Origin of the sequence: Streptococcus equinus, assembly GCF_049393735.1 — a bacterium.
GTDB lineage: Bacteria > Bacillota > Bacilli > Lactobacillales > Streptococcaceae > Streptococcus > Streptococcus equinus_G.
Genome location: NZ_CP185946.1, coordinates 977,861 through 1,001,315, shown reverse-complemented (window position 1 = coordinate 1,001,315; position 23,455 = coordinate 977,861). Strand labels below are relative to the sequence as shown.

The 23,455-nt window shown below is 36.2% G+C and carries 21 protein-coding genes; 20 read left to right on the top strand and 1 reads right to left on the bottom strand.

Annotated features, from left to right (window positions below):
* The first annotated feature begins 14 nt into the window (after positions 1-14).
* The 3 genes from ACNTMY_RS04965 (at position 15) to ACNTMY_RS04955 (ending at position 4,831) form a co-directional block, all read left to right on the top strand.
* On the top strand, positions 15-1,547 hold the full coding sequence (locus tag ACNTMY_RS04965; RefSeq protein ID WP_423215617.1) for a chloride channel protein: 1,533 nt from the start codon (positions 15-17) through the stop codon (positions 1,545-1,547).
* A 194-nt stretch (positions 1,548-1,741) separates the two neighbouring features.
* On the top strand, positions 1,742-2,581 hold the full coding sequence (gene licT, locus ACNTMY_RS04960) for a BglG family transcription antiterminator LicT (RefSeq protein WP_423215616.1): 840 nt from the start codon (positions 1,742-1,744) through the stop codon (positions 2,579-2,581).
* A gap of 336 nt (positions 2,582-2,917) precedes the next feature.
* On the top strand, positions 2,918-4,831 hold the full coding sequence (locus tag ACNTMY_RS04955) for a beta-glucoside-specific PTS transporter subunit IIABC (protein WP_423215615.1): 1,914 nt from the start codon (positions 2,918-2,920) through the stop codon (positions 4,829-4,831).
* 84 nt (positions 4,832-4,915) lie between these two features.
* Here the strand turns inward: ACNTMY_RS04955 and ACNTMY_RS04950 are convergent, their stop codons facing one another.
* Positions 4,916-5,842, bottom strand: a complete 927-nt coding sequence (locus tag ACNTMY_RS04950; protein WP_423215614.1) for an AraC family transcriptional regulator — start codon at positions 5,840-5,842, stop codon at positions 4,916-4,918.
* 258 nt (positions 5,843-6,100) lie between these two features.
* On the opposite strand from ACNTMY_RS04950, the gene ACNTMY_RS04945 reads away from it, so the two are divergent.
* The 17 genes from ACNTMY_RS04945 to ACNTMY_RS04865 all read left to right on the top strand — a co-directional run bounded on the left by ACNTMY_RS04945 (position 6,101) and on the right by ACNTMY_RS04865 (position 23,445).
* Positions 6,101-6,388 carry a phasin family protein gene (locus ACNTMY_RS04945; protein WP_024344011.1) on the top strand — a complete coding sequence of 96 codons (288 nt, stop codon included), beginning with the start codon at positions 6,101-6,103 and terminating at the stop codon, positions 6,386-6,388.
* A gap of 12 nt (positions 6,389-6,400) precedes the next feature.
* On the top strand, positions 6,401-7,969 hold the full coding sequence (locus ACNTMY_RS04940; protein ID WP_423215613.1) for an ABC1 kinase family protein: 1,569 nt from the start codon (positions 6,401-6,403) through the stop codon (positions 7,967-7,969).
* Positions 7,970-8,078: 109 nt separating this feature from the next.
* A complete protein-coding gene (locus ACNTMY_RS04935; protein ID WP_423215612.1) occupies positions 8,079-9,512 on the top strand; it encodes a 6-phospho-beta-glucosidase in 1,434 nt (477 codons plus the stop codon).
* A gap of 87 nt (positions 9,513-9,599) precedes the next feature.
* Positions 9,600-9,839: a SemiSWEET transporter gene (locus tag ACNTMY_RS04930; protein WP_004231953.1), complete on the top strand. Its 240-nt coding sequence runs from the start codon at positions 9,600-9,602 to the stop codon at positions 9,837-9,839.
* A gap of 193 nt (positions 9,840-10,032) precedes the next feature.
* Positions 10,033-10,338, top strand: a complete 306-nt coding sequence (locus ACNTMY_RS04925) for a hypothetical protein (protein WP_423215611.1) — start codon at positions 10,033-10,035, stop codon at positions 10,336-10,338.
* A gap of 120 nt (positions 10,339-10,458) precedes the next feature.
* Complete coding sequence (locus ACNTMY_RS04920; RefSeq protein WP_423215610.1) at positions 10,459-10,785, top strand: hypothetical protein; 327 nt, start codon at positions 10,459-10,461, stop codon at positions 10,783-10,785.
* Positions 10,786-10,796: 11 nt separating this feature from the next.
* Positions 10,797-11,135 carry a hypothetical protein gene (locus tag ACNTMY_RS04915; RefSeq protein ID WP_423215609.1) on the top strand — a complete coding sequence of 113 codons (339 nt, stop codon included), beginning with the start codon at positions 10,797-10,799 and terminating at the stop codon, positions 11,133-11,135.
* A 219-nt stretch (positions 11,136-11,354) separates the two neighbouring features.
* Complete coding sequence (locus ACNTMY_RS04910) at positions 11,355-11,672, top strand: PTS cellobiose transporter subunit IIB (protein ID WP_021142392.1); 318 nt, start codon at positions 11,355-11,357, stop codon at positions 11,670-11,672.
* A gap of 50 nt (positions 11,673-11,722) precedes the next feature.
* Positions 11,723-13,696 (top strand): BglG family transcription antiterminator, encoded by a 1,974-nt coding sequence (locus tag ACNTMY_RS04905; RefSeq protein ID WP_423215608.1) that lies wholly within the window; start codon positions 11,723-11,725, stop codon positions 13,694-13,696.
* Positions 13,697-13,713: 17 nt separating this feature from the next.
* Complete coding sequence (locus ACNTMY_RS04900; RefSeq protein WP_004231937.1) at positions 13,714-14,028, top strand: PTS cellobiose transporter subunit IIA; 315 nt, start codon at positions 13,714-13,716, stop codon at positions 14,026-14,028.
* 22 nt (positions 14,029-14,050) lie between these two features.
* Positions 14,051-14,563 (top strand): hypothetical protein, encoded by a 513-nt coding sequence (locus ACNTMY_RS04895; protein WP_423215607.1) that lies wholly within the window; start codon positions 14,051-14,053, stop codon positions 14,561-14,563.
* Between the two features lie 38 nt (positions 14,564-14,601).
* Positions 14,602-15,927 (top strand): PTS cellobiose transporter subunit IIC, encoded by a 1,326-nt coding sequence (gene celB / locus ACNTMY_RS04890; RefSeq protein ID WP_423215606.1) that lies wholly within the window; start codon positions 14,602-14,604, stop codon positions 15,925-15,927.
* A gap of 149 nt (positions 15,928-16,076) precedes the next feature.
* Positions 16,077-16,895 (top strand): Cof-type HAD-IIB family hydrolase, encoded by an 819-nt coding sequence (locus tag ACNTMY_RS04885; protein WP_423215605.1) that lies wholly within the window; start codon positions 16,077-16,079, stop codon positions 16,893-16,895.
* The gene (locus tag ACNTMY_RS04880) at positions 16,892-17,716 is read left to right on the top strand and encodes a Cof-type HAD-IIB family hydrolase (protein ID WP_423215604.1); all 825 of its coding nucleotides are present in this window, start codon (positions 16,892-16,894) and stop codon (positions 17,714-17,716) included. Before ACNTMY_RS04885 ends, ACNTMY_RS04880 begins: the two co-directional genes overlap by 4 nt.
* Positions 17,716-18,369 carry an SGNH/GDSL hydrolase family protein gene (locus ACNTMY_RS04875; RefSeq protein ID WP_423215603.1) on the top strand — a complete coding sequence of 218 codons (654 nt, stop codon included), beginning with the start codon at positions 17,716-17,718 and terminating at the stop codon, positions 18,367-18,369. The genes ACNTMY_RS04880 and ACNTMY_RS04875 overlap by 1 nt, the downstream gene beginning before the upstream one ends.
* Positions 18,370-18,464: 95 nt before the next feature.
* Positions 18,465-19,967: a glycoside hydrolase family 1 protein gene (locus ACNTMY_RS04870; RefSeq protein WP_423215602.1), complete on the top strand. Its 1,503-nt coding sequence runs from the start codon at positions 18,465-18,467 to the stop codon at positions 19,965-19,967.
* Positions 19,968-20,094: 127 nt separating this feature from the next.
* The gene (locus tag ACNTMY_RS04865) at positions 20,095-23,445 is read left to right on the top strand and encodes a GBS Bsp-like repeat-containing protein (protein ID WP_423215601.1); all 3,351 of its coding nucleotides are present in this window, start codon (positions 20,095-20,097) and stop codon (positions 23,443-23,445) included.
* Positions 23,446-23,455 lie beyond the last annotated feature (10 nt).

Genomic DNA, 23,455 nt, shown 5'->3' with positions numbered 1-23,455 from the left:
GTAAGGAGTAGTAAATGGAAAGTTATCGTAGGGAGTATGAGTTTTCTCTATCCTCGATTTTGAGTTTCGTATGGCGAGGAATTGTAGTTGGGTGCGCTGCAGGAATTGTGGTTAGCCTTTTTAGACTCTTGATTGCAAAAATCTTTGCCCAAGTTGTCAAATATTACCAACTATCACATGAAAATCCTGCTTTGCTAGGTTTGATTTTGCTAGTAAGTGTGATTGTGGTTGTTGCAATTGGATTTTTGGTGAAATCTGACTCTGATATTAAGGGTTCTGGTATTCCTCACGTGGAAGGAGAGTTAAAGGGGCTTCTTCACCCTGATTGGTGGTCGGTTCTCTGGAAAAAATTCCTTGGTGGTACTCTAGCAATTTCAATGGGATTTATGTTAGGTCGTGAAGGTCCTAGCATTCAATTGGGAGCAATGGCAGGAAAAGGTGTTGCAAAAACGTTGAAGGCACAGCGTATGGAACAGCGTGTTTTGATTGCTAGCGGAGCAGCAGCAGGACTTTCAGCAGCCTTTAATGCCCCAATTGCTGGTTTGCTTTTTGTTGTTGAAGAAATATATCACCAGTTTTCACGCTTGGTTTGGATATCAGCTCTGGTTGCAAGTTTAGTTGCTAACTTTATTTCTTTAAATATTTTTGGCTTGACCCCAGTTCTTGACATGCCAGGTGAACTTGTTATCCTACCTTTGAAAGATTATTGGCTTTTGCTGATTTTAGGAGCCTTTTTAGGCGCTATGGGTTATCTTTATGAAAAGGTAACGTTAAATGCAGGTGCTGTCTATGATTTCTTAGGAAAAGTATGCCATATTCCGAATTATTTTTATGGCATTTTTGCTGCAGTTTTGATTTTACCGATTGGTTATTTTTATCCCCAATTGCTTGGCGGTGGTAATGGCTTAATCACATCTTTGGCGACAAGTCATTTGACGATTGCAGTAGTTTGCTTGTACTTTGTTATCAGATTTATTTGGAGTACTTTTAGTTATGCGAGTGGTCTCCCAGGGGGAATTTTTCTTCCGATTTTAACTTTGGGGTCTCTTCTTGGGTTTGGATTCGGTCTAGGTGTTAATCAGCTTGGTTTTATTATTACAGCAGCCTTGATTAATTTTCTTGTGCTCGGTATGGCTGGTTATTTTGGTGCCATTTCTAAAGCTCCGCTAACTGCTATGATTTTGGTAACAGAAATGGTTGGTGATTTTCGTCAACTCATGACGATTGCAGTGGTTACTCTGGTTGCGTATATTGTCATGGATTTATTAAAGGGTGAACCAATCTATGAAGCAATGCTAGCTAAGCTATCGATTCCTAAAGATTGTGAAGTCATTGAACCAACGCTTATTGAATTAACTGTATCTGATAAAATCGCAGGTAAACGTGTTTGTGATTTGACGTTACCAAAAAACGTTTTAATTACCACACAAATTCACCGTCAAAAATCAGAGGTTGTACGAGGAAATACGATTCTCAATGCTGGAGATACCATTTTCTTGGTCGTCAACGAACCAGAAATAGGAAAAATTCGTCAATTATTAATGTAAATTACTGAGCAAAAGTTTTGTATCCCCTTTCATTTTCCTAAAAGTTTTGATACAATGGATAGAGTAAGAGGATTGTTACTGGTTAAGCAGGCAAAACCTAATGTACAGTGTAAAGAAATGTCAGTTTGACATTGCCTTTTGTGTACGTTAGTTTTGCCTTTTCTTTCCGAATTTTTTTGAGGGAGTAGTAGATAATGAGGATTGATAAAGTCTATAATAACAACGTTGTTTTAGTTAAAGGTGACAACAACGAAGAAATCATCGTAATGGGGAGAGGTCTTGGTTTTCAAAAGAGACCAGATGATGAGATTGATGCATCCTTAATTGAAAAAACATTTGTTATGCAAGATAGCAAAGCTACTAACGAATTAACACGAGTCTATGTTGATTTGTCTCCAGCAGAGACTGAAGTAGTTCTTGATATTATCAAGCATGGACAAAAAGTTCTTAGTACAACTTTTGACACAGCTTTTTATATAGCACTAGCTGATCACCTCCATTACACACTTCAACGAAATCGTGAGAATTTAACGATTCAAAATCCACTATCTTGGGAAATTCGAAAATTTTTTCCAAAAGAGTATCAATTGGGACGTGATGCTTTGAAGATTGTCTTTGAAAAATTAGGTGTCATTCTTCCAGATGATGAAATCTCATCAATTGCACTTCATTTTATCAATGCTCAGAAGGATTCTGGCATGATAGAACAAAATTATCAAATGTCAAAAATTGTAACAGATATTTTGGGAATTGTACGATTGTTCTATGGTAAGGTTGTTGATGAGGATTCGGTTAGTTATAATCGTTTCATTACTCATATTCAGTATTTTGCCCAACGTGTTGTTAATGGTGTTGTTCAAGGGAAAAATGACAGTTTTTTGTATGAACAAGTAAAATTAAACTATCCTGTAGCTTTTTCGTGTTCTGAAAAGATTAAAAACTATGTTGAAAGTAGCTACGATTTTCCAATGAGCAAGGACGAGCAGGTCTATATTACCATTCATATTCAACGTCTAGAAACTAGTAGTAATTAAGTTTAAATCTTCTCGAATTCAGTTTGAGAAGATTTTTTTGAAAAAAATTCACGATGAAAATATATTGGAAAAAAATGAAAGACCTTGATGCACCAATGATTGGAGAAAGTTTTCTTTTTCATTTCAGTGAAAACGATTAAATTTTCTAAAAAACTTTCGTAAAAGCGCTTGCATTTTATGAAAGCGCATGCTATACTAAGAATTGTTAAAAGGATTGTTACTGATAAGCAGGCAAAACCTAAATAAATACGAGATAATTTCGGCGTTACCGATTGGGCGCAAGAAGTTGTTTGGTGTTTATTTAGGTTTTTTCTGTTACTTAGAAAGGAGCCAATTATGGCTAAATATACTGAATTAGCTCAAGACATTTTAGCACACGTTGGTGGTAAAGAAAATGTCAACAGCTTAAAACATTGTGTCACACGTCTTCGTTTTGATTTGAAAGATGAATCAAAAGCAGATGATGATTATCTCAAACAACGCGACGGTGTTGTAACGGTTGTTAAAGCCGGAGGTCAATACCAAGTTGTTATCGGAAATCACGTTCCAGATGTTTACGATGAAGTTCTTAAAGTTGGTGGCATTGCTGCTGGGGGAAGTCTTGATATCGATGAAGGAGACGGACCAAAAGGAAATCTCTTTGATAGATTTGTTGATTTGATTTCAGGTATTTTCCAACCATTCCTTGGACCACTTGCTGCCGCTGGTATTGTTAAAGGTGTAGTTGCTATTTTGGGGGCAACTCTTGGATGGTCAGCAGATAATAATGCACTTTATGCTATTTTAAATGCTGCTGGTGATGGTTTCTTCCAATACTTACCAGTTTTAATCGCATTTACTTCAGCTCGAAAATTCAAGATGAACGAATGGACAGCAGCAGCGATTGCTACAGCACTAGTTTATCCTGATATTGCAACAACAGTTGCGACTCTGACAAAAGCAGGGATCAATAACGTTTTAGGTATTCCTTTTGAATTACCTTCATCAGGTTCATACCTTTCAACTGTAATGCCAGTTATCTTGGCAGTTTGGGTTGCTTCATTGATTGAAAAATGGATGAAGAAAATCACTCCAGATGTTGTTAAAGTTTTTGTCGTTCCATTTGTTACAATTATTGTAACTGTTCCATTGACTTTCTTGGTTGTAGGACCAGTTGCAAATTACGCATCTGATTTAATTTCAAATGCCTTTACATCAATTATGAACTTTAGTCCAATCGTTTATGGATTGTTACTTGGTGCTTTGTGGCAAGTTATGGTTATGTTTGGTCTTCACTGGGCACTTGTTCCACTTGCAATGCTTCAATTCTCACAAAATGGATGGACTGATATTCTTCTTGCTGCAGCTCTTCCAAACTTTACACAAACAGGTGTTCTTGCAGCGATTATGCTTAAAACAAAAGAACAAAAAGTTAAAACAATTGCAATGCCAGCATTCATTTCATCAATCTTTGGTGTCACTGAACCAGCAATTTATGGTATTACACTACCAATGAAAACTCCATTCTACATTTCATGTGCAGTTTCAGGTTTGATTGGTGCAGGTCTATCACTCTTCCATATTAAGATGTACGCTTTCGGTGCAATGGGTATTTTCCAATTCCCAGCATGGGTTAGCCCAACTGATGGCATGACTCCAATGTGGATTGGTCTTGCATTCACACTTGCTGCAATTCTTATCTCATTTGCTATCCAAATGGTTGCTCCAGTTCCTTACCTTTACGGTGGACCAAAAGATGAAACTCCAAAAACTGAAGAAAAACCAGCACAACCAGTTGCTGAACTCAAAGAATTAAAACAAGAAATCATTGCTAGCCCTATTTCTGGTAAAGTTATCAAACTTGAAAATGTTCCTGATGAAGTATTTGCTTCTGGAGCTATGGGTAAAGGTATTGCTGTTGATCCAGCTGAAGGTGTAGTAGCAGCACCAGCATCTGGTGAAATCACTCTTGTCTTCCCAACAGGACACGCTATTGGTATGCGTACTGAAAATGGTGCAGAAATCTTGATTCACGTTGGTATGGATACTGTATCACTTGAAGGTAATGGATTCAACACTCTTGTTAAAGTTGGCGATAAAGTTCAAGCAGGTCAAAAGTTACTTGAGTTTGATTTAGATACTATCCGCAAAGCAAATCTTCCAGTAATCTCACCAATTATTGTGACAAATTCATCAGATTATGAAGATGTTTTGACAACTCAAGATAAACAAATTACTACAGGCGACTATCTCCTCACTACACTCGCCTAGCAAAAAGGGAGCGCGAAAAGCGCTCTTTTTTGTTGCTGTAAAACTCGAAAATTAATTAAAAAAACTAAGCCGTTTTGGCTTAGTTTATTTAGTATTTTTAGCTGGATTAATTAAGATTCGGCTTTCTTTTCTTTTGCTGAATTGTTTGCGGTATTGGCTTGGAGTCAACTCATAGTAGCGCTTGAACTGACGATTAAAATTAGATAAATTATTAAAACCAACGGCTGTTGCAATTTCAAGAACTGGATTTGAAGTATTGATTAGCATGTCACATGCTTTACTAAGTCGAACTTGAATGATAAATTCAGTACATGAACTTCCAGTATGTTGCTTAAAAACAGCCATGAAATGCGTTTTGCTGTATCCCATGAACTTCGATAGATAATCAATTGAAAGATTCTTTTGGTAATTGTTATTAATGAAATCAATCAATTCACGAATTTGCTCGTTTTTACGGTAAGTATCATCGGTGTTTTTGCGTAAGACATAACGATAGTAAAAAAGTAGATAAAGAAATTCGTTAAGTTTTGATTTTAACATTAATTCAAAGTGACGTCCTTCGTTTTTTGAAAGTTCAAAAATAGTAAAGAGACATTCTTTGATTTCTTCATATCCTTCCATACCAGGTTGAATGCGGGGAACAAATTTGTAAAGACTTGTTTGCAAAGGCTGCAAATACCTTAGACTAACTTGGTCAACGATTGAATAGCCAATCATATCTAAGTGAAAGCGGAAAGTATCAGTCACATGCTTTTGATTTTCAAGCGGGTGAATAGAATGCATTCCATTAGGTCTGATGAGGATAATATCACCAGCTTGACTATTGAAATAATCATAGTCAATGTGAAAACGTGCAGAACCTTCATAGATATAATTGATTTCAACCTCTGGATGCCAGTGAAAAAGTACGTCAGGACGGCCGTTCTCAACGACTGTACTGTAATAGTCGTAAGGCAATAGATGTTTACTTTCATCTATTTTTACTTCATGAGCAGAATTAATCTTATTCATATAACAATCCTTCTAATCATATCATAGTATTATAATACCCTTTTATTATATCAAAAGTTTTTGAAAAATGGAAGCGTATTCTAGAAAAGGTTTTCATAGATTTTCCAAAAAATATCAAGATTAAAGTATTATCGGTTGGAAAAGCGCTAGCGATATTTTCATGAAAGGGTGCCCTTCTTTTTAGCTATTTTGACTCAAAAGTAGTAGAATGGAAGGGTAAACATAATGTTAATAAAAGTCGTTCAAGGAGGAATTATCATGGAAGAATTGAAAAAAGTTCTCTTAGCTGGTATTGGTTTGACGTCAATGACTTTGGAAAAAGCTGATGCTTTTGTTAAAGAGTTAGTCGAAAAAGGACGCCTCACTGTTGACGAAGGAAAGGAATTACAGTCTGAACTCAAGAGACGAAGTGAAGACGAAGCAAAAGAATTCTTAACTGATCTTGATAGAAAAACAAAGCCAATTCAATACGCTACCAAGGAAGATGTTTCTCGTCTTGAAGACAAGATTGATGCACTGTTGAAAAAGTCAAATATCCTAAATTAGAAAAGGTGGAGTATGTCAGGTAGACGCTTACGAGAAATCATTGGTGCTTTTAGTTCAGTTGGATTAACGTCTATAATCGAAAAAGGAAAAGCAGCAGAAGATAAATCAACGCCAAGAAAACTACGTCTTGCTTTTGAAAAATTAGGGCCAAGTTTTGTAAAAATTGGTCAAATTTTATCAACACGAAGTGATTTATTTCCTGAAGCTTATGTCAAAGAATTGAGTAAACTGCAAAGTAATGTGCTTCCATTGCCAACTGAATTGGTGATGGAAGCTATTTCTGCTGAGCTTTCTGGTCCAGTTTCAGCTTATTTTACTGAAATTACACCAGAGCCCTTGGCAAGTGGCTCAGTAGCTCAGACACATTGCGCTCGATTGTTAAATGGCCGAGATGTTATTATCAAGATTCAACGTCCAAATTTACCTGAAATCATTGAACAAGACTTGACTTTGTTAATTCGATTGTCCAGACGTGTTCCAAAAGCCATGCTACCGATGGTTAATCTACCTGAAGTTCTACAACAGATAAAGGAAAGCTTGACACGTGAGATTGATTTTCGCAATGAAGCGCAAGCTATGATTACTTTTGCTGAACTCAATCAAAACGTTAAATGTGTCGCCATTCCAGAAGTTTATGATGAATTTACAACTCCTCGAATGATTGTTGAAGACTACGTTTCAGGTATTCCAATTAATCATTATGATGAGTTGGTTAAAGCTGGTTATGACCTTGAAGATGTTGGTAAAAAGCTCATGTTAAGCTTTATCAAGCAAGTCTTTAAAGATGGATTTTTCCATGGTGATCCACACCCAGGAAATCTTTTTATTTCTGATGGAAAGATTTATTTCATTGATTTTGGTATCATGGGAAAGCTTGAAAATGGTATGCGCGTGGCTTTAAACGATATTTTATATAGCTTTACGGCTCAAGATGTTGAAGGAATGATGCAAGGAATTCTTGCGGTCACAAGCTTTGATACATCGATGAACAAAACGGCGTTAGCTCAAGATGTTGAACGCATGCTTGCCAAGTATTCTAGCCTTGACATCGGTGCTTTATCTATCACAGATTTAATTGAAGATTTGCTTAATGTATTTGTCAAAAATGGTCTAAAGGCTTCGCCACAGATTACTATTCTGGAAAAAGCTGCACTTCAAATTGAAGGGATTTTTCGAGAATTAGCGCCAGAAGTTGATTTAATGACTCTTGCTAAGAATTATTTCTTGGAAAATATGGGACCAGATATGCTCAAACAAGCCTTGAATAAAGAAACTTTGCTTATTGAGCTATTCTACCAACTCAAAAATGGTAAAAATATTCCACGTAGGCTCAATCAACTTTTAGAGCAGGTGCTAAATGGACGTATCTTGGTTAATCATGACCTGTACGACTACACAAATCGCATCAAGTTCTTTAATCGAGTGGCTAATCGGTTTGTTGTAAGCATTCTCTTTTTTGCTGTTTTAATGGCGGCAACTATTTTGAGTTTTAATCTCCAAATGACACCAGTATCGATAGGGTTATTTATTGTAGCAGGCTTGCTTTTTATGTGGGATTTACTTCTCATTTTGAAAAAATAATACTGAAACAAGATAGATAGAATTTCCTAATGACTTAGGAAATTTTTTCTATTTCTATTTTTGTAACCGCTTGCTATAATGGCATTGTAAAAAACAAGGAGGATATGTAATGGCTAAGTTACCAGATAATTTTTTGTGGGGTGGTGCAGTTGCTGCTCACCAACTTGAAGGTGGTTGGAAAGAAGGAGGAAAAGGACTCAGTGTTGCTGACGTAATGACAGCAGGACGTCATGGTGTTCCTCGTGAAATCACCGATGGTGTTGTTGAAGGAAAATATTATCCAAACCATGAAGCGATTGATTTCTATCACCACTACAAAGAAGACATTGCTTTGTTTGCTGAAATGGGCTTCAAATGTTTCCGTACTTCAATTGCATGGACACGAATTTTCCCAAATGGGGATGAATTAGAACCAAATGAAGCTGGTTTGCAATTTTACGATGACTTATTTGATGAATGTTTGAAACATGGTATTGAACCAGTTGTGACTTTGTCTCACTTTGAATTGCCATATCACTTGGTTAAAGAATACGGTGGTTTCACAAATCGTAAATTGGTTGACTTCTTTGTTCGCTTTGCTGAAACTTGTTTCCGTCGCTACAAAGATAAAGTTAAATATTGGATGACATTCAATGAAATTAATAACCAAGCTAACTATCAAGAAGATTTTGCTCCATTTACAAACTCTGGTATCGTCTACAAAGAAGGTGATGATCGTGAAGCAATTATGTATCAAGCAGCTCACTATGAATTGGTAGCGTCAGCGCGTGCGGTTAAAATTGGTCGTGAAATCAATCCTGATTTTCAAATTGGTTGTATGATTGCTATGTGTCCAATTTATCCCGCAACATGCAATCCAAAAGATATCTTGATGGCACAAAAGGCAATGGAAAAACGCTATTATTTTGCTGATGTGCATGTGCATGGCTTCTATCCAAATCACATTCTTAAATATTGGGAACGTAAAGGCATTGATGTCGATGTGACAGAAGAAGACTTGGCTGATTTGAAAGAAGGAACTGTTGATTATATCGGCTTCTCATATTACATGTCATTTGCAATTGATGCTCACCGTGAAAATAACCCTCACTTTGACTACCTTGAAACAGAAGATTTGATTAAAAATAAATACGTCAAAGCTTCTGAATGGGGTTGGCAAATTGACCCAGAAGGACTTCGTTATAGCTTGAACTGGTTTACTGATATGTATCACTTGCCACTTTTCATCGTAGAAAATGGTTTTGGTGCGATTGACCAAGTTGAAGAAGATGGTATGGTTCACGATGATTACCGTATTGATTACCTTGGTGCTCACATCAAAGAAATGATTAAAGCTGTTGACGAAGACGGTGTTGATTTGATGGGATACACACCATGGGGTTGTATTGACCTTGTCTCAGCAAGTACGGGTGAAATGCGTAAACGCTATGGTTTCATTTACGTTGATAAAGACGATGAAGGTAATGGCACATACAAACGTACACCAAAATTGTCATTTGACTGGTACAAGAAAGTCATTGCATCTAATGGTGAAGACATTTAACGTTTGATTTGAATTGATAACCTTTGTGAGGGTGTAATCTCTTACCTCACGAAGGTTTTTAGATGGTTGTAAGAAAGAGAGAAGTTTATGATTGGATATATTGCGGCTTGTTTGACAACTTTTGGTTTTTTACCACAAATGATTAAAGTTTTAAAAACAAAAGATGTTGAGTCTATTTCACTAGGCATGTATACCATGTCAGTATCTGGTATGGCATTATGGTTGGCTCATGGCATTTCTGTTTCAGATCCAGCTCTAATCGTAGCTAATTCCATTTCTGTTGCTCTAGCAGGAATTATCCTAATTTGTAAAATCATTTATAAATAAACTTAAAAGTCTTTAAAACGTTGATAAGTCGATGTTTTAAAGGCTTTTTTACAAGGGAAATGTCGTGCAATCTTCCTATTTAATCACAGGAATAAGGTTTACAGAAAATAATTGACAGGGCTTTCAAAAAAAGATTATAGTAATCGTATAATTCGAGTGTTCCTGTTAGGAACAAGGAGGTGTTTAAGGTATTATGGTGACGATTCTAGCAATTATTTTTGGACTCTTGTTAATTTTTGCAATCATTCGTGTTGCCCAGATTAAACTCGGTCTTACCAAAGGTCCAATTTACCATTATTCGATTGCTATGCAGCATGGCCTGAAGTTGCCAGATTTGAGAAAAAATCATAATCTCAGAGGAAAGATTAAGATTATTTCAGTGACAGATGACACTTGTATAGTACAATCAAAGATTAATGATACTGAGCTGAAAACAACCTTGATGAAAGATTATGGTTTGGATTCAACTCAGGTACTTGTCGAAGAAGTTCAAAAATAAAAAAGTTAATATTTGTGACATTTTGTTTTAAAAAATAATTGTTTTTTTTGTATAAATGTCTTATAATGCCAATGAAGTCTTAAGAAACGCTTCAGAATAAAAGGCATAAGGAGATTAACGATGTTAGAAACAATAGGAATTATTGTAATGCTTGCTTTTATTGCGGCTGCTATTTACACAGTTCATGCGAAACTATGGGTGACAAAAAACTTTGGATATAATTACGTGATAGTGGTGAAAGACGAAGTAACATTGCCTGATTTAGCAAATAATTCACATCTTAAAGGAAAACTTAGAGTCGTTGGCTCATCAGACGACACTTTCAGTGTTCAATCACACCTCAACGATGTGGAATTGAAAAAGATTTTAATGGCAGACTATCACTTATCAGATGAGCAGGTCTATATTCGCCCTGCACAACTATCTGGTGCACTTGGTATGATGTAGGAGATGTAAAAATGCTTCGTTTTAATTTATGGCTTGTACTTTTTTTGGTTGCAATTGCAGCTGCTTGGTTTGGAACAAGTAAATATCGAAAAAATTATGATAATCAAGGTGAACAAATGGGAGGTCCCTATATTATCAAGTTTTCAAATCTTGATAAGCAGCCAGATATTTTAACAAATCAAAAAATTGCTGAAACAATTCAACTGCTTCATAAGGATTCTAAAGGCTATCGTGTATATTCTAAGGTGAATGATGAAAAACTTAAAAAGCTAATTATCAATGAGTTAGGTTTGCAAGAAAATCAAGTTTTTGTGATTTACACAAAACTATTTATTCCAGCTTTCTTTTAGAGAAGTCAGACTAGTTTTCTAGTCTGTCTCTTTTTTTCTAAAAAAATCAAGTATTTTCCGTAGCGGAAATTTTTTAATGCGGAAAAAAGACTATTTTTACAGTAATTTCCGCAATGTTAGGAATTTTTTCCGTATTGCAAAGGAAAAAGAATGCGTTTACATAATGGATGCGTTTTCATATAATATCAGTGTAAACAAAAAACAAAGGAGATTCACATTATGGCTAAACAAGCTTTAATTATCTGTGCAGGCGGTATGTCATCATCAATGATTGCTAAAAAAACTATGACATACCTTCAAGAAAAAGGTGAAGACATTGAAATGGACGCTGTTGGTGTTCCAGAAGGTCAAAAACGTATTGAAGCTGATAAATATGATTTGTATCTTGTCAGCCCACAAACAAAAATGAACTTCAAACAATTGGCAGATGCAGCTGCTAAGAAAAACAAACCAATCGTTCAAATTCCACCACAAGCTTACATTCCAATCCCAATGGGAATTGAAAAAATGGCAGCTTTGGTGAAAGAAAACATCTAACGCCTAATGTGATATAATAGTTCTATTGTTGTTTGGAGGTGTCCTTTTCTGTGTTAAACAAAAAAGAAAAGCAAATTATTCAATATCTAACAAAAGATAAAGAACAATTTGTAACTAGTAAAGAACTAGCAGCTCACATGGGATGTTCGGATAGAACAATTAGAACTTACTATAAAACACTAGTTGAAAAATTAGATAATCATTCTGGACTTGATTTGATTTCTAAACAAGGATACGGCTATAAGCTTGATATCTTAGATGACGATGCTTATGCTGATTTCTTGGAAGAAAATCACATCAATGATCACCATTTTAATTATCAAAGTGTAACGGATATCAATGATCGCTACAATTTTCTGTTAAATAAATTGTTGTTTGAACAAAACGAAATTTATTTTGATGATTTAGCAGATGAATTATTTGTTAGTCGATCAACTTTATCCAGTGACTTTAAAAAGATTAGAGAAAAGTTTAAACCGTATCATTTAAAAATTGAAAGCAAAGCCAATAAGGGTGTTTACGTGATGGGGCAAGAACGTGATAAACGTCGATTCATTATGGATTACTTTATCGATTCTGGTTTCATCAATACCATGCATTCATATGTTGATAATGAGTTGCTAAATCAAAGGATTTCTTTTGAAGAGTTAACGATTATCGTTCTTGATGAGTGCCGGGAGGGTGGTCTTAAATTATCAGATTTTGTGATTCAAAATTTGGTCATCCATATTGCTTTAGCTATTAGACGTATTACTGAAGGTTTTCGCATCAGTAAGGTGTCTGATGATGAAGTGGTGCTGAGAGGTTTGGCAGAACGACGTGTTGCTGAAAATATTTTAAAACGTGTTTCAGTTTCAACAGGAATTCATTTTCCGATTGAAGAAGTTGATTACATTACACTTCACTTGGTGTCAAAAGGTCACGGGAACTCTTGTCACATTTCTGAGATTTTGCAGGAACAAATTCGTCAGGAATTGGTTGACGGTATCGACCACATAAACCCATCAGTGAAAAATGATTTTCAACTGATTGAAGGGCTTTTAGCTCATCTGTCTACTATGTACATTCGTTTGCAAGGAAAGGTTGTTATGGAAAATCCTTTAACAGCAGAAATCCAAGCCAACTATCGTGACATGTATCAGCTAGCAGAGCGCGTGGTGTCAAATATGCCAACTTTCAGTCCTTATACTTTGTCACCGAATGAAATCGCATACATTGCTCTGCATTTTATGGCGGCAAAAGAGCGTTACAAAGAACAGCGTAAGTACAATGTTCTTGTTATCTGTGCCACAGGTTACGGAAGCGCTCAAATGCTTAAGAGCAGAATTGAAAATGAGCTCGGGAACTTAGTTTCAATTACAGATGTTATCGGATATTATGAAATCAATGATGAAAAGTTAAAAGGGATCGATTTCATCGTATCTTCCATCGATTTATCAAATCTGATGTTCAACATTCCAGTATTTACGGTTTCAGTATTTTTAAATGATGAGGAATTGAAAGATATTAAACATGGAATCGCTCATTTGAATACCTCTATGGCAAATGTCGAAGATCATCAAGCTGAACTTAGTGTTAAGGATGTTTTTGACGATTATTTTTCAGAAGATTATTTCTTCTTAATGTCAAATGCGACAAAAGAAGATGTTCTGAGAAAATTGGCTGAGAGTATTTCAATTAATGAAAATGTTCAATTTCAAAAGCGTTTATTGGATATGATGAAACAACGTGAGGCAATGAGTTCGATTGTATTCGGAGAAAATGTCGCTGTGCCACATCCACTAAAAGCCGTTGGAAGCAAACATCACTTTGCAGTAGCCATTGTCAAGGATGGTGTTAAATGGGATGAACAATATTCTTCAATTAAAATAATCTTTTTAATGTCAATGTCAATTCATGATAATGATGGCTTACCAGAGTTGACATCTGCCATTGTAGATTTGGTTGATAATCCAAAACTTCAAGACCAAATGTTAGCTTGCCAATCATTTGATGAATTTAAAAAAATATTTTTATCCATCTAAAAGGAAGTAGGAGTTATATGAATTCAGAAGAATTGCAAGTTGCAGCATTTGAAATTATTCTAAATTCTGGGAATGCTCGTTCCATTGTGCACGAAGCATTCGATGCTATGCGTGATGGAGATTACGCGCTAGCAGAAGAAAAGTTGAAAGAGTCAAATGATGAACTGCTAAAAGCCCACCAATCACAAACCCACTTGTTACAAGAATATGCAGGTGGTAAAGAAATTAATGTTGAAATCATTATGGTTCATGCCCAAGACCATTTGATGACAACAATGACACTTCGTGAAGTGGCACTTGAAATGTTAAATCTATACAAAAAACTTGGTTAGTTAGGCAAGAAAGGGGATAGCTATGGCTGCATTAACAGAAAAAGAAAAAAGAGAATTAGATGCTACAAGACGTGAAAATGGGATTAAAAACATGTATTACACACGTTACTTTCTCATTCGTTACGTGGTTGCCTTCTTCTTTTTCGTAAATCTGTACTGGATTTTGATGTTCCTATCAGCCAGCCGAATCAGTCTAGTTATCATCCCAGTTCTTATGGCGATTTTTGGTGCTGTTTGTATGTGGGAACAGTCGAGGATGTATTCAAGGGAGCAAAAACCTGCGGTTAAAACGCAATTTTATTTCCAAACGATTATTGCATTAAATGTCATTTTAATGATTGCTACTTTATTTAATCAATATCCATACTTTTATCCATTCTTGTCTGAAAATAGTACGACTCAGATTTTCCTACTTGTGGTGCTTTTACTCGGGATTATGATTGCATCATGGATGTTAGTAAAACTTGGACGTATTAATCGAAATTCTGACAAACAATATTACCGCATTCAACAATATTTGGCATCAATTAATTAGTTTATAAAAAATTCAACAGTTTTTAGGAGGAGAAGAAAATGTTTGAATTCTTAGAAAAGTACTTGATGGGGCCAATGGCTAAAGTGTCTAATTGGCGTCCTGTCCGTGCAATTGTTGCCGCTGGTATGGCCAGTATTCCATTTACTATTGTGGGGTCAATGTTCCTTGTCTTGAGCATTATTCCACAAGCCTTTCCAATTCCTGCCTTAGCCACTATTTGGGCAAACTCAGTTGATAAGATTGCACCACTATACTTGCAAGCTTACAACTGTACAATGGGTATCTTGTCTCTATACTTTGCCATTGTTATTGGTTATGAATACACAAAAATCTTCGCTGATGAAGACGAACTTGATGTAGATCCAGTTTACGGTGCTTTGCTTTCAGTATTTGCGTACTTCTTGACAATTCCACAACTATTTGTCAAAAATGGTGCATTTGAATACTTGAATGTTAAAGGTGCAACAATCAATGGTTGGACTGTCGGTGGTAACAGCCTTGATCGTTTGTCAACTTCAGGTATGTTTACAGCTATTTTGATGGCACTTCTTGCTGTACAACTTTACAAGACTTGTATTAAACGTCAATGGGTTGTAAAAATGCCAGAAGCTGTTCCTTCAGGTGTTGCTCGCTCATTCTCAGCTTTGATTCCAGCAGCAGTTGTAGCTTTTGTTGTTCTTATCATCAATGGTGTCTTCATTTCACTTGGTACTGATATCTACAACGTTGTTGCTATTCCATTTGGATTCGTTAAACATATCGCAAACTCTTGGCTTGGTATTGTTGTTATTTACCTTCTTGTTCATGCTTTGTGGATTGTTGGTATTCACGGTGCTAACATTGTCATGGGTCTTGTTAACCCAATCCTTTTGTCAAATATGGCAGAAAACGTTGATGGAGCTCACATCGCATTTGCCGGTGAATTCTCAAACTCATACGTTATCATGGGTGGTTCTGGTGCAATGCTTCTTGCCTGTGTATGGCTTGCAGTAGCAGCTAAATCATCTCAACTTAAAATGCTTGGTCGTGCAGCTATGGGTCCTGCAATCTTCAATATCAACGAACCACTTATCTTTGGTCTTCCAGTTGTATACAACCCAGTTCTTGCCCTTCCATTCATTTTAGCACCAATCGTGAGTGCTTCAATTGCATACTGGTCAATCAAACTTGGTTTTGCAGCTGTTTCTATCATCCAAACTCCATGGCCAACACCAATCGGTCTTGGTGCTTACATCGGATCAGGTGGTAACATCGGTGCTGTTATTACATCTCTAGTTTGTGCCCTTGCAGCATTCTTTGTTTGGTTCCCATTCCTTAAAATGTATGATTTGAAACTTCTCAAAGAAGAAGGCGTAGAAGCTTAATAAAAAATTAAGAGCGGGTGTTCCCGTTCTTTTTTTATGTTGAAATGAAAAATAATAAGATTTATTTCATACGATAGTATTATTTTTTCTGAAGATATTCAAAGAAATTTTCAGGAATCTATCGTATAATGAAAGTAAAGGAGACTCATATGACAGTAAAAGTAATTGCAACAGATATGGATGGAACGTTTTTAACAGATTCAAAAACATACGACAAAGATCTCTTTGAACGTCTTTTTGATCATTTTCTTGAAGAAGGCATTAAATTTGTGGTAGCAAGTGGTAATCAATATCGTCAGATTATCAAGCAATTTCCAAAACACAAACATTTGATGTCATTTGTCGCCGAAAATGGTGGTCACATTGTTGAAAATGGAAGAACGTTACAGGAAGAATTTGAAACGACAGAAGCTGTGTCAGCTTTGGTGAATCACATTGAGAAAGAGTATCCTGATGCTATTATAAATTTAGCTGGCAAGAGCTCATCATATCTTCTAAAATCAACTCCAATTAAAGCCAAGAATATGTTGCAATACTATTTACCAGTTTTAAAATACGTTGATAATCTTCATCCAATTCCTAATGATGAATTTTTCAAAGTGACCTTGCTTGTTCGTGATGAATTAACATTTCAAGTTTGCGATGAAATCAATACACTTTTTGAAAAGTATGAGCTAACAGCAACGTCTAGTGGATTTGGTTGTATCGATGTAATTCCGTCACATGTTCATAAAGGAACTGGGCTTGATTTTTTACTCAATCATTGGGGATATGGTCCAGAAAACCTTATGGTATTTGGTGACGGTGGTAATGATATTGAAATGATGAAATTAGCTAAGTACTCTTTTGCTATGTCTAATGCACCGCAAGCTATTAAAGATATTGCTAGTTATCAAGCACCATCAAATCAGGAAAATGGGGTACTGAGAGTCTTGTCAGATTATTTCTTGAAGGGGGATAGATTGTGATTAAATTAATTGTTAGTGATATGGATGGAACGTTTTTAAATCCAAAAGGGGCATATGACAAAGAACGTTTCCAAAAATTACTTGATAAAATGACTGAAAAAGGCATCTCTTTTGTAGTAGCAAGCGGTAATCGCATGGACCGTTTGAATGCTATTTTTTCAAGAATTTCTGGCAACATTGATTTTGTTGCTGAAAATGGAGCGCTTGTTATTGATCATGGTGAAGTGATTGCGCGTGAGTCTATGTCAGAAGAACAGGTAAATGCTGTTCTTGATTTTTTTGATGGTAAATTTCAAGATTATCGTATTGTACTTTCAGGGATTGATTCAGCTTACGTTATGACTGGAACTGATTTTGATATGGAAGCCTTTGATTTCGAATTAGAAGATGTACAACAATTTTTCAAAAATATGGTTCAAGTTGATGATTTTCATAAACGCCCTGCTGACCCGATTGTTAAAATCACGATGACCGTTAGTGAAAAGTCTGCTAAAAAGGTCACAAAACGATTTAACCGAGCTTTTAAAGGTGAGCTACGCGCAGTCGCAAGTGGTTATGGTGCTGTTGATATTATCAAAACTGGCATTCATAAAGCTTGGGGAGTGCAAACGTTAATGTCTAAATATGACATTAAACCAGAAGAGGTTGCTGCTTTTGGTGATGGCGGTAATGACCGTGAAATGCTTGAATTAGCTGGACATTCTTATGCAGTTGCTAATGCTTCAGATGAGATTAAAAAGGTTGCTCGCTACATTATTCAATCAAATGCTAGAGATGGAGTGCTCAATACGATTGAAAACATACTAGAAAGAGGAATCTAATGACGGATTTTCAAGTTTTGTACCAAAAAGATGATGTTAAAGAATTTCGAGCTTATGTTCTAAAGGATCAGCAGGAGCAGTTATGGGAAAAATACACTGCGCTTAATAAGCTTGCTTCACAACCAAACATTGTTTTTGCTGGTGATTCAATTACCGAATTTTTCCCAGTCCATGAAATGCTTCAATCAGACTTGAAAGTTTACAACCGTGGCATTCATGGCATCAATAGTCTACAGTTATTAGAACACATCGACAGTCAAATTTTAGACTTGCAGCCAAGTAAAGTTTTTTTATTGGTTGGTGTCAATGATTTGAAAAATCGACAACCAGAGGAAGTCTGTGAAACTGTGTGTGATATCATTGATAAAATTCATCAAAAATTGCCAGAAACCCAGATTTTCCTACTATCAGTCTTTCCGATGAATGAATCGCCTGAATTTGTTCGCACGTCAAGTCTTCGAAACAATAAAAGTATTTCAATACTAAATGAGCTTCTCAGCCATTTGGCAAGCGACAAAGTGAAATGGATTGACGTTCATGACTTGCTTTGTGATGAATCTGGACAATTACGTCGTGATTTAACGGTTGATGGGCTTCATTTGACGATAGATGGTTATGCTATCATTTCTAAAGTTATCCAACACTATTTATAGTTAGATAGTATCAGATTCTAAGATAATAATGCAAGATTGCGCTTTCAAATGACGGTATAATATTATTGTAAAACATTGAAAGAAGGAATGAATAGATGACAAAAACATTTCCAAAAAATTTCCTTTGGGGTGGCGCAATTGCTGCAAACCAAGCCGAAGGAGCATACAATGAAGATGGTCGAGGACTAGTTGCAACAGATGTAACAACTGGTGGTAGTGTTAATTCACCTCGTTATATGACATATATTGATAAAGATGGTAATCCTGGTAAAGTACCAGCTATGGGACACAATGGGAAAATTCCAGAAGGTGCAAAACATGCGGTTCTTGATACTGAACATTATCCAAACCATACAGCGGTAGATTTTTATCACCGCTATAAAGAAGATATAAAAATGTTTGCTGAAATGGGATATTCAGTTTTCCGTTTGTCAATTTCTTGGGCACGTATCTTCCCAAATGGTGATGATAGAGAACCAAACCAAGCTGGACTTGATTTCTACCGTTCAGTTTTTGAAGAATGTCGTAAATACAATATTGAACCACTTGTTTCAATTTGGCATTTTGATACACCACTTGCTCTTGAAGAAAATTATGGCGGCTGGAAGAATCGTAAACTTATCGATTTTTATGTTCGCTACTGTGAAGTGATTTTCAACGAATACAAAGACTTGGTTAAATATTGGTTGACGTTCAACGAAATCAACAATACAACTATGTTCCTTGATATGTTTGGTGCAAAAGCAACCGATGCTGATTATCAGGAAGGTTATCAAATTCTTCACCACCAATTTGTCGCATCAGCTAAAGCAGTCCAAATCGGACATGCTATCAATCCAGACTTTATGATTGGTAACATGATTTGTGGAATTACATTCTACCCTGGAACTTGTGACCCAGCCGATATCTTGGCTAATGAACACAAATGGCAATCAGGCATTTACTACTGTGGTGATGTTCAAGCAAAAGGTAAATACGGAACTTATGCAAAACGTCTCTGGAAAGAACATAACGTTGAGTTAGATATTACTGAAGAAGACCTCGAAGATTTGAAACGTGGGACTGTTGATATGTACACATTCTCTTATTACATGTCAAATAACGTAACAACTCACACTGGTGTCGAAGAAGTAGCAGGAAACTTCTCAACTGGTGCTAAAAATCCTTATTTGACATACTCTGATTGGGGTTGGGCACACGACCCAGTTGGCCTTCAATACTATCTTGAAAAAATTTATGACCGTTATGAAATTCCATTGATGGTTGTTGAAAATGGTCTAGGCGCTTTTGATACCGTTGAAGAAGATGGTTCAATTCATGATGATTACCGTATTGATTACCACCGTGCTCATATCAATGCTATGGCAGATGCTATTGCTAATGGGGTTGAGCTAATCGGATACACAACTTGGGGATGTATCGATATCGTTTCAGCAGGTACAGGTGAAATGCGTAAACGTTACGGCTTCATTTATGTTGATATGGATGATGCAGGTAATGGTACTCTTAACCGCACACCAAAAGATAGCTTCTATTGGTACAAAGATGTGATTGCATCAAATGGACAAAAGGCTATTGAAGAAGCAACTAATCAGTAACATTATAAATACTTTTTAGACTTCCGTCTTTTGGCGGAAGTTTTACTTTTAATTTGACGGTTTATAAATGATATTTTCTTAAAATTGTATTACAATTATCTTATAATTAAAAATTATGGAGATGGCAATGAAAGTAAAAGGACACGGAACAATTAAAAAATCCAAAGCCTATGGTGCTATTGGTACACTTATCTTATTAGGAAGTTTATCGTTTGCTTTAGGTACAACTTCAATTAGTGCAGATGAAATTACTTCAGAAAATGGTATTAATGTTGAAAATGTTGTAAGCGATAACAACAAAGAAGAGCTGCAATCACAAGATTTAACAGCAAGTGATGAAAGCATAGCTAATGAATCAGCTGAAGTTAACAATGAAGTGACAGTTGATGCTTCGCCAGCAGTTGACGAACAAGCTGCTTCGCCAGCTGTTTCTTCTGGAAATCAAGGAGTAGCAACAGATACTACAACAGTACAAAATGAAAGTCAAAATTCTTCACAAGAAGAACCAAGTACTCTTGTTGAAAATCACAAGGATGAAGAAACTTCTTTAGTTGCAACTTCTCAAACGCAAGTTGAAGAAAGCAAAGTATCTTCGCAAGTTGCTACAGCTCCAGCTGATAGTTCAGTTACGCGACGTAGTGCAACAGGTAGTGCAGTTGACGAAGTAACTAGCGCAACTTTGACAAATAAAGGTTTTGATATCCAGTATAATCAACCGATTACTGCCGGTGCAAAAATTATGTTTGCAGTCTGGTCAGAATCTAATGGCCAAGATGACCTTATTTGGTATACTGCTGACAGTCATGGTCACGCAGTAGCTAAATATACAGGCTCATATGGAACATACAACATTCACACATATCAAAATCTAAATGGAAAGATGATTGGTTTGAATGGACGAACTATTGATGTTCCAAAACCAAGTGCAAAAGTTAGCATTACAAAATTAGATGGTACAACCTATAAAGTAACTGTGTCGGATGTTCCTGTTTATATCACTAGTATTCAGCTACCAACATGGACAGAAAAAGATGGCCAAGATGATATTATCTGGTATGGCACAACTCAAAATTCTGATAGTACTTTTACAAGAATTGTTAGCATTGCTGAACACAATATGGAAAGCGGTTTATACAATGTCCACGTTTATGGTACAAGTGCCGTAACAAACTCTTTGACAGGTTTGACTGGTACTCATTTTGAATCAGATTATAATTTCGGTAACGTGCATGTTGAAGCTAGTTTTGGTCAAAACGGTATTAACATCAGTATGCCAAGTGATGTAAGTTCAGGTATGACAGTCTACCACGCTGTGTGGTCAGCTGAAAATGATCAAGATGATCTTATTTGGTATAAGGTTCCAGCAAATGGTCAATTGACAGCTAAATATACAGGTTCATATGGTACATATCTCATTCACACATACGGTGTTATTAAGGGAAATATGGTCTGCTTGAGTGCGACAAGTATTAATATTCCAAAACCAGAAGTCAAAGCTACAATTACCAAAGAAAGTACTACGACTTACAAGGTAACTATTACTGATGTTCCAGTTTACATGGATGGTATTCAAGTACCAACTTGGACTGAAAAAGGCGGCCAAGATGATATTAAATGGTATAAAGCTACTAAAGCAGCTGATGGTTCATATTATGTCATCATTAGCGAAGCCGAACATAATATGGAAGCCGGTACTTATAATGTCCATATTTATGGTAATAACCATGTGAAGAACGGTTTTACCGGTTTGCTTGGTACGCGCTTTGAAAGTGATTATAAATTTGGTGATGTACAAGTTCGTACATGTCTTGGTAAAACTGGTATCAACATCAGTATGCCGAGTGATGTAAGTTCAGATATGACTGTTTATCACGCGGTGTGGTCAGCTGAAAATGATCAAGATGACCTTGTTTGGTACAAAGTTCCGGCAAATGGTCAAATGACAGCTAAGTTTACAGGTTCATATGGTACATATCTCATTCACACATACGGTGTTATTAAAGGAAATATGGTCTGCTTGAGTGCGACAAGTATTGATGTTCCAAAACCAGAAGTATCTGTTCAAATTCAAAAATTAACAGACTTTTCTGCCCAAGTAACTGTCACGGGTGTTCCGATTTATATTCATGATGTTCAGTTACCAACTTGGACAAACAATAATGGACAAGATGATATCAGATGGTATCATGCTACTAAGCAGGCCGATGGTTCTTATATCTATACCTTCTATGCCAAAAATCATAACTTCGAATCAGGACACTATAATGTTCACGTTTACGGAATAAGTGAAGTAACACATTCGTTGGTTGGTCTTTCTGGTTCAGATGGTATTGATTTAGTATTTGATGAAGAATTGACACACCCAACTGTTGTTGTTGATAATTATGATGCTAACAAAGGGGTATTGCAAGTTGTTGTTTCTGAAACTCAAACAACAAAAGATATTCAAAACGTAACGGTTGCAGCTTGGTCAGACCCAAATCAAAAAAATCTTCACTGGTATAGTTCTGCAAAAGTTGTAAATGGTCAAGTAATCATTACTGTTGATGAAAAATATCATCACAATATTGCTGGAAACTACACTGTCCATGTCTATGTGACAACGGCAGACGACGAAGTGATTGGTATTAATTTAGGTCAATTTGCTTTCAATAATACTGAAGCTACTACAAGCGTTTCAGCAAGCTATAAAGGTACAGGTGTGTACGGTGTTACTGTTTCAGGTGTTTATTCAAACGGAACAGTAAAATATGCGGTATGGTCTGATGTAAATGGACAAGATGATATTAGATGGTATGATGCTACTACTTGTGGAGCAACAGCTACCGGATTAATCAACGTAGCTAATCACTCAGGTAAGGGAATTTATCACGTGCATGTTTACCAATCTGATAATGGTCAAATGTTCTTCCTTGGTGAAACTGAATTTAAAGTAAAACGTACAGACTTCAGTGCACCATACTATAACCAACGTGATGGACGTTGGGCAGAAACTCGCTTTGGTTACTATAGATTTGCTGCAACAGGATGTGTTCCAACTAGCTTATCAATGGTCTTCTCAGCTTTAACAGGAACTGAAGTTTTGCCAACTACAGTAGGAAGTTACCTTTACAACAACACAATTGAGTACAATAGAGGCGGAGAAGGAACTTCTGGAATGGGAATCATATATGCTTCTCGCCAGTGGGGCTTAAAAACGACAGTCTTAAAATCTCAGTCTGCGCTAGCAGCAACGTTGAAGGAAGGTCATTATGTTGTGGCTGCTGTTCAAATGGATAAATTCTCACCTTGGGGATGGGGAACTAGTCATGAGATAGTTCTCAAAGGTTTTTCAAATGGTAATACTTATGTTTACGACCCATATGAAGCTTCAAATAATGGTTGGTATCCAGTTGAATTACTTTGGAAAGAACAAAGTACTCAAGAAGGTGACGTTAACGGTTTAGGACGACCATTTGTAAAAATTACTGATGCATAATAACTAAAAC

Excerpts from the sequence above, each read along its gene's own strand:
- ACNTMY_RS04965 (WP_423215617.1), top strand. The coding sequence starts at position 15 with ATGGAAAGTTATCGTAGGGAGTATGAGTTTTCTCTATCCTCGATTTTG.
- licT (WP_423215616.1), top strand. The coding sequence starts at position 1,742 with ATGAGGATTGATAAAGTCTATAATAACAACGTTGTTTTAGTTAAAGGT.
- ACNTMY_RS04955 (WP_423215615.1), top strand. The coding sequence starts at position 2,918 with ATGGCTAAATATACTGAATTAGCTCAAGACATTTTAGCACACGTTGGT.
- ACNTMY_RS04950 (WP_423215614.1), bottom strand. The coding sequence starts at position 5,842 with ATGAATAAGATTAATTCTGCTCATGAAGTAAAAATAGATGAAAGTAAA.
- ACNTMY_RS04945 (WP_024344011.1), top strand. The coding sequence starts at position 6,101 with ATGGAAGAATTGAAAAAAGTTCTCTTAGCTGGTATTGGTTTGACGTCA.
- ACNTMY_RS04940 (WP_423215613.1), top strand. The coding sequence starts at position 6,401 with ATGTCAGGTAGACGCTTACGAGAAATCATTGGTGCTTTTAGTTCAGTT.
- ACNTMY_RS04935 (WP_423215612.1), top strand. The coding sequence starts at position 8,079 with ATGGCTAAGTTACCAGATAATTTTTTGTGGGGTGGTGCAGTTGCTGCT.
- ACNTMY_RS04930 (WP_004231953.1), top strand. The coding sequence starts at position 9,600 with ATGATTGGATATATTGCGGCTTGTTTGACAACTTTTGGTTTTTTACCA.
- ACNTMY_RS04925 (WP_423215611.1), top strand. The coding sequence starts at position 10,033 with ATGGTGACGATTCTAGCAATTATTTTTGGACTCTTGTTAATTTTTGCA.
- ACNTMY_RS04920 (WP_423215610.1), top strand. The coding sequence starts at position 10,459 with ATGTTAGAAACAATAGGAATTATTGTAATGCTTGCTTTTATTGCGGCT.
- ACNTMY_RS04915 (WP_423215609.1), top strand. The coding sequence starts at position 10,797 with ATGCTTCGTTTTAATTTATGGCTTGTACTTTTTTTGGTTGCAATTGCA.
- ACNTMY_RS04910 (WP_021142392.1), top strand. The coding sequence starts at position 11,355 with ATGGCTAAACAAGCTTTAATTATCTGTGCAGGCGGTATGTCATCATCA.
- ACNTMY_RS04900 (WP_004231937.1), top strand. The coding sequence starts at position 13,714 with ATGAATTCAGAAGAATTGCAAGTTGCAGCATTTGAAATTATTCTAAAT.
- ACNTMY_RS04895 (WP_423215607.1), top strand. The coding sequence starts at position 14,051 with ATGGCTGCATTAACAGAAAAAGAAAAAAGAGAATTAGATGCTACAAGA.
- celB (WP_423215606.1), top strand. The coding sequence starts at position 14,602 with ATGTTTGAATTCTTAGAAAAGTACTTGATGGGGCCAATGGCTAAAGTG.
- ACNTMY_RS04885 (WP_423215605.1), top strand. The coding sequence starts at position 16,077 with ATGACAGTAAAAGTAATTGCAACAGATATGGATGGAACGTTTTTAACA.
- ACNTMY_RS04875 (WP_423215603.1), top strand. The coding sequence starts at position 17,716 with ATGACGGATTTTCAAGTTTTGTACCAAAAAGATGATGTTAAAGAATTT.
- ACNTMY_RS04870 (WP_423215602.1), top strand. The coding sequence starts at position 18,465 with ATGACAAAAACATTTCCAAAAAATTTCCTTTGGGGTGGCGCAATTGCT.
- ACNTMY_RS04865 (WP_423215601.1), top strand. The coding sequence starts at position 20,095 with ATGAAAGTAAAAGGACACGGAACAATTAAAAAATCCAAAGCCTATGGT.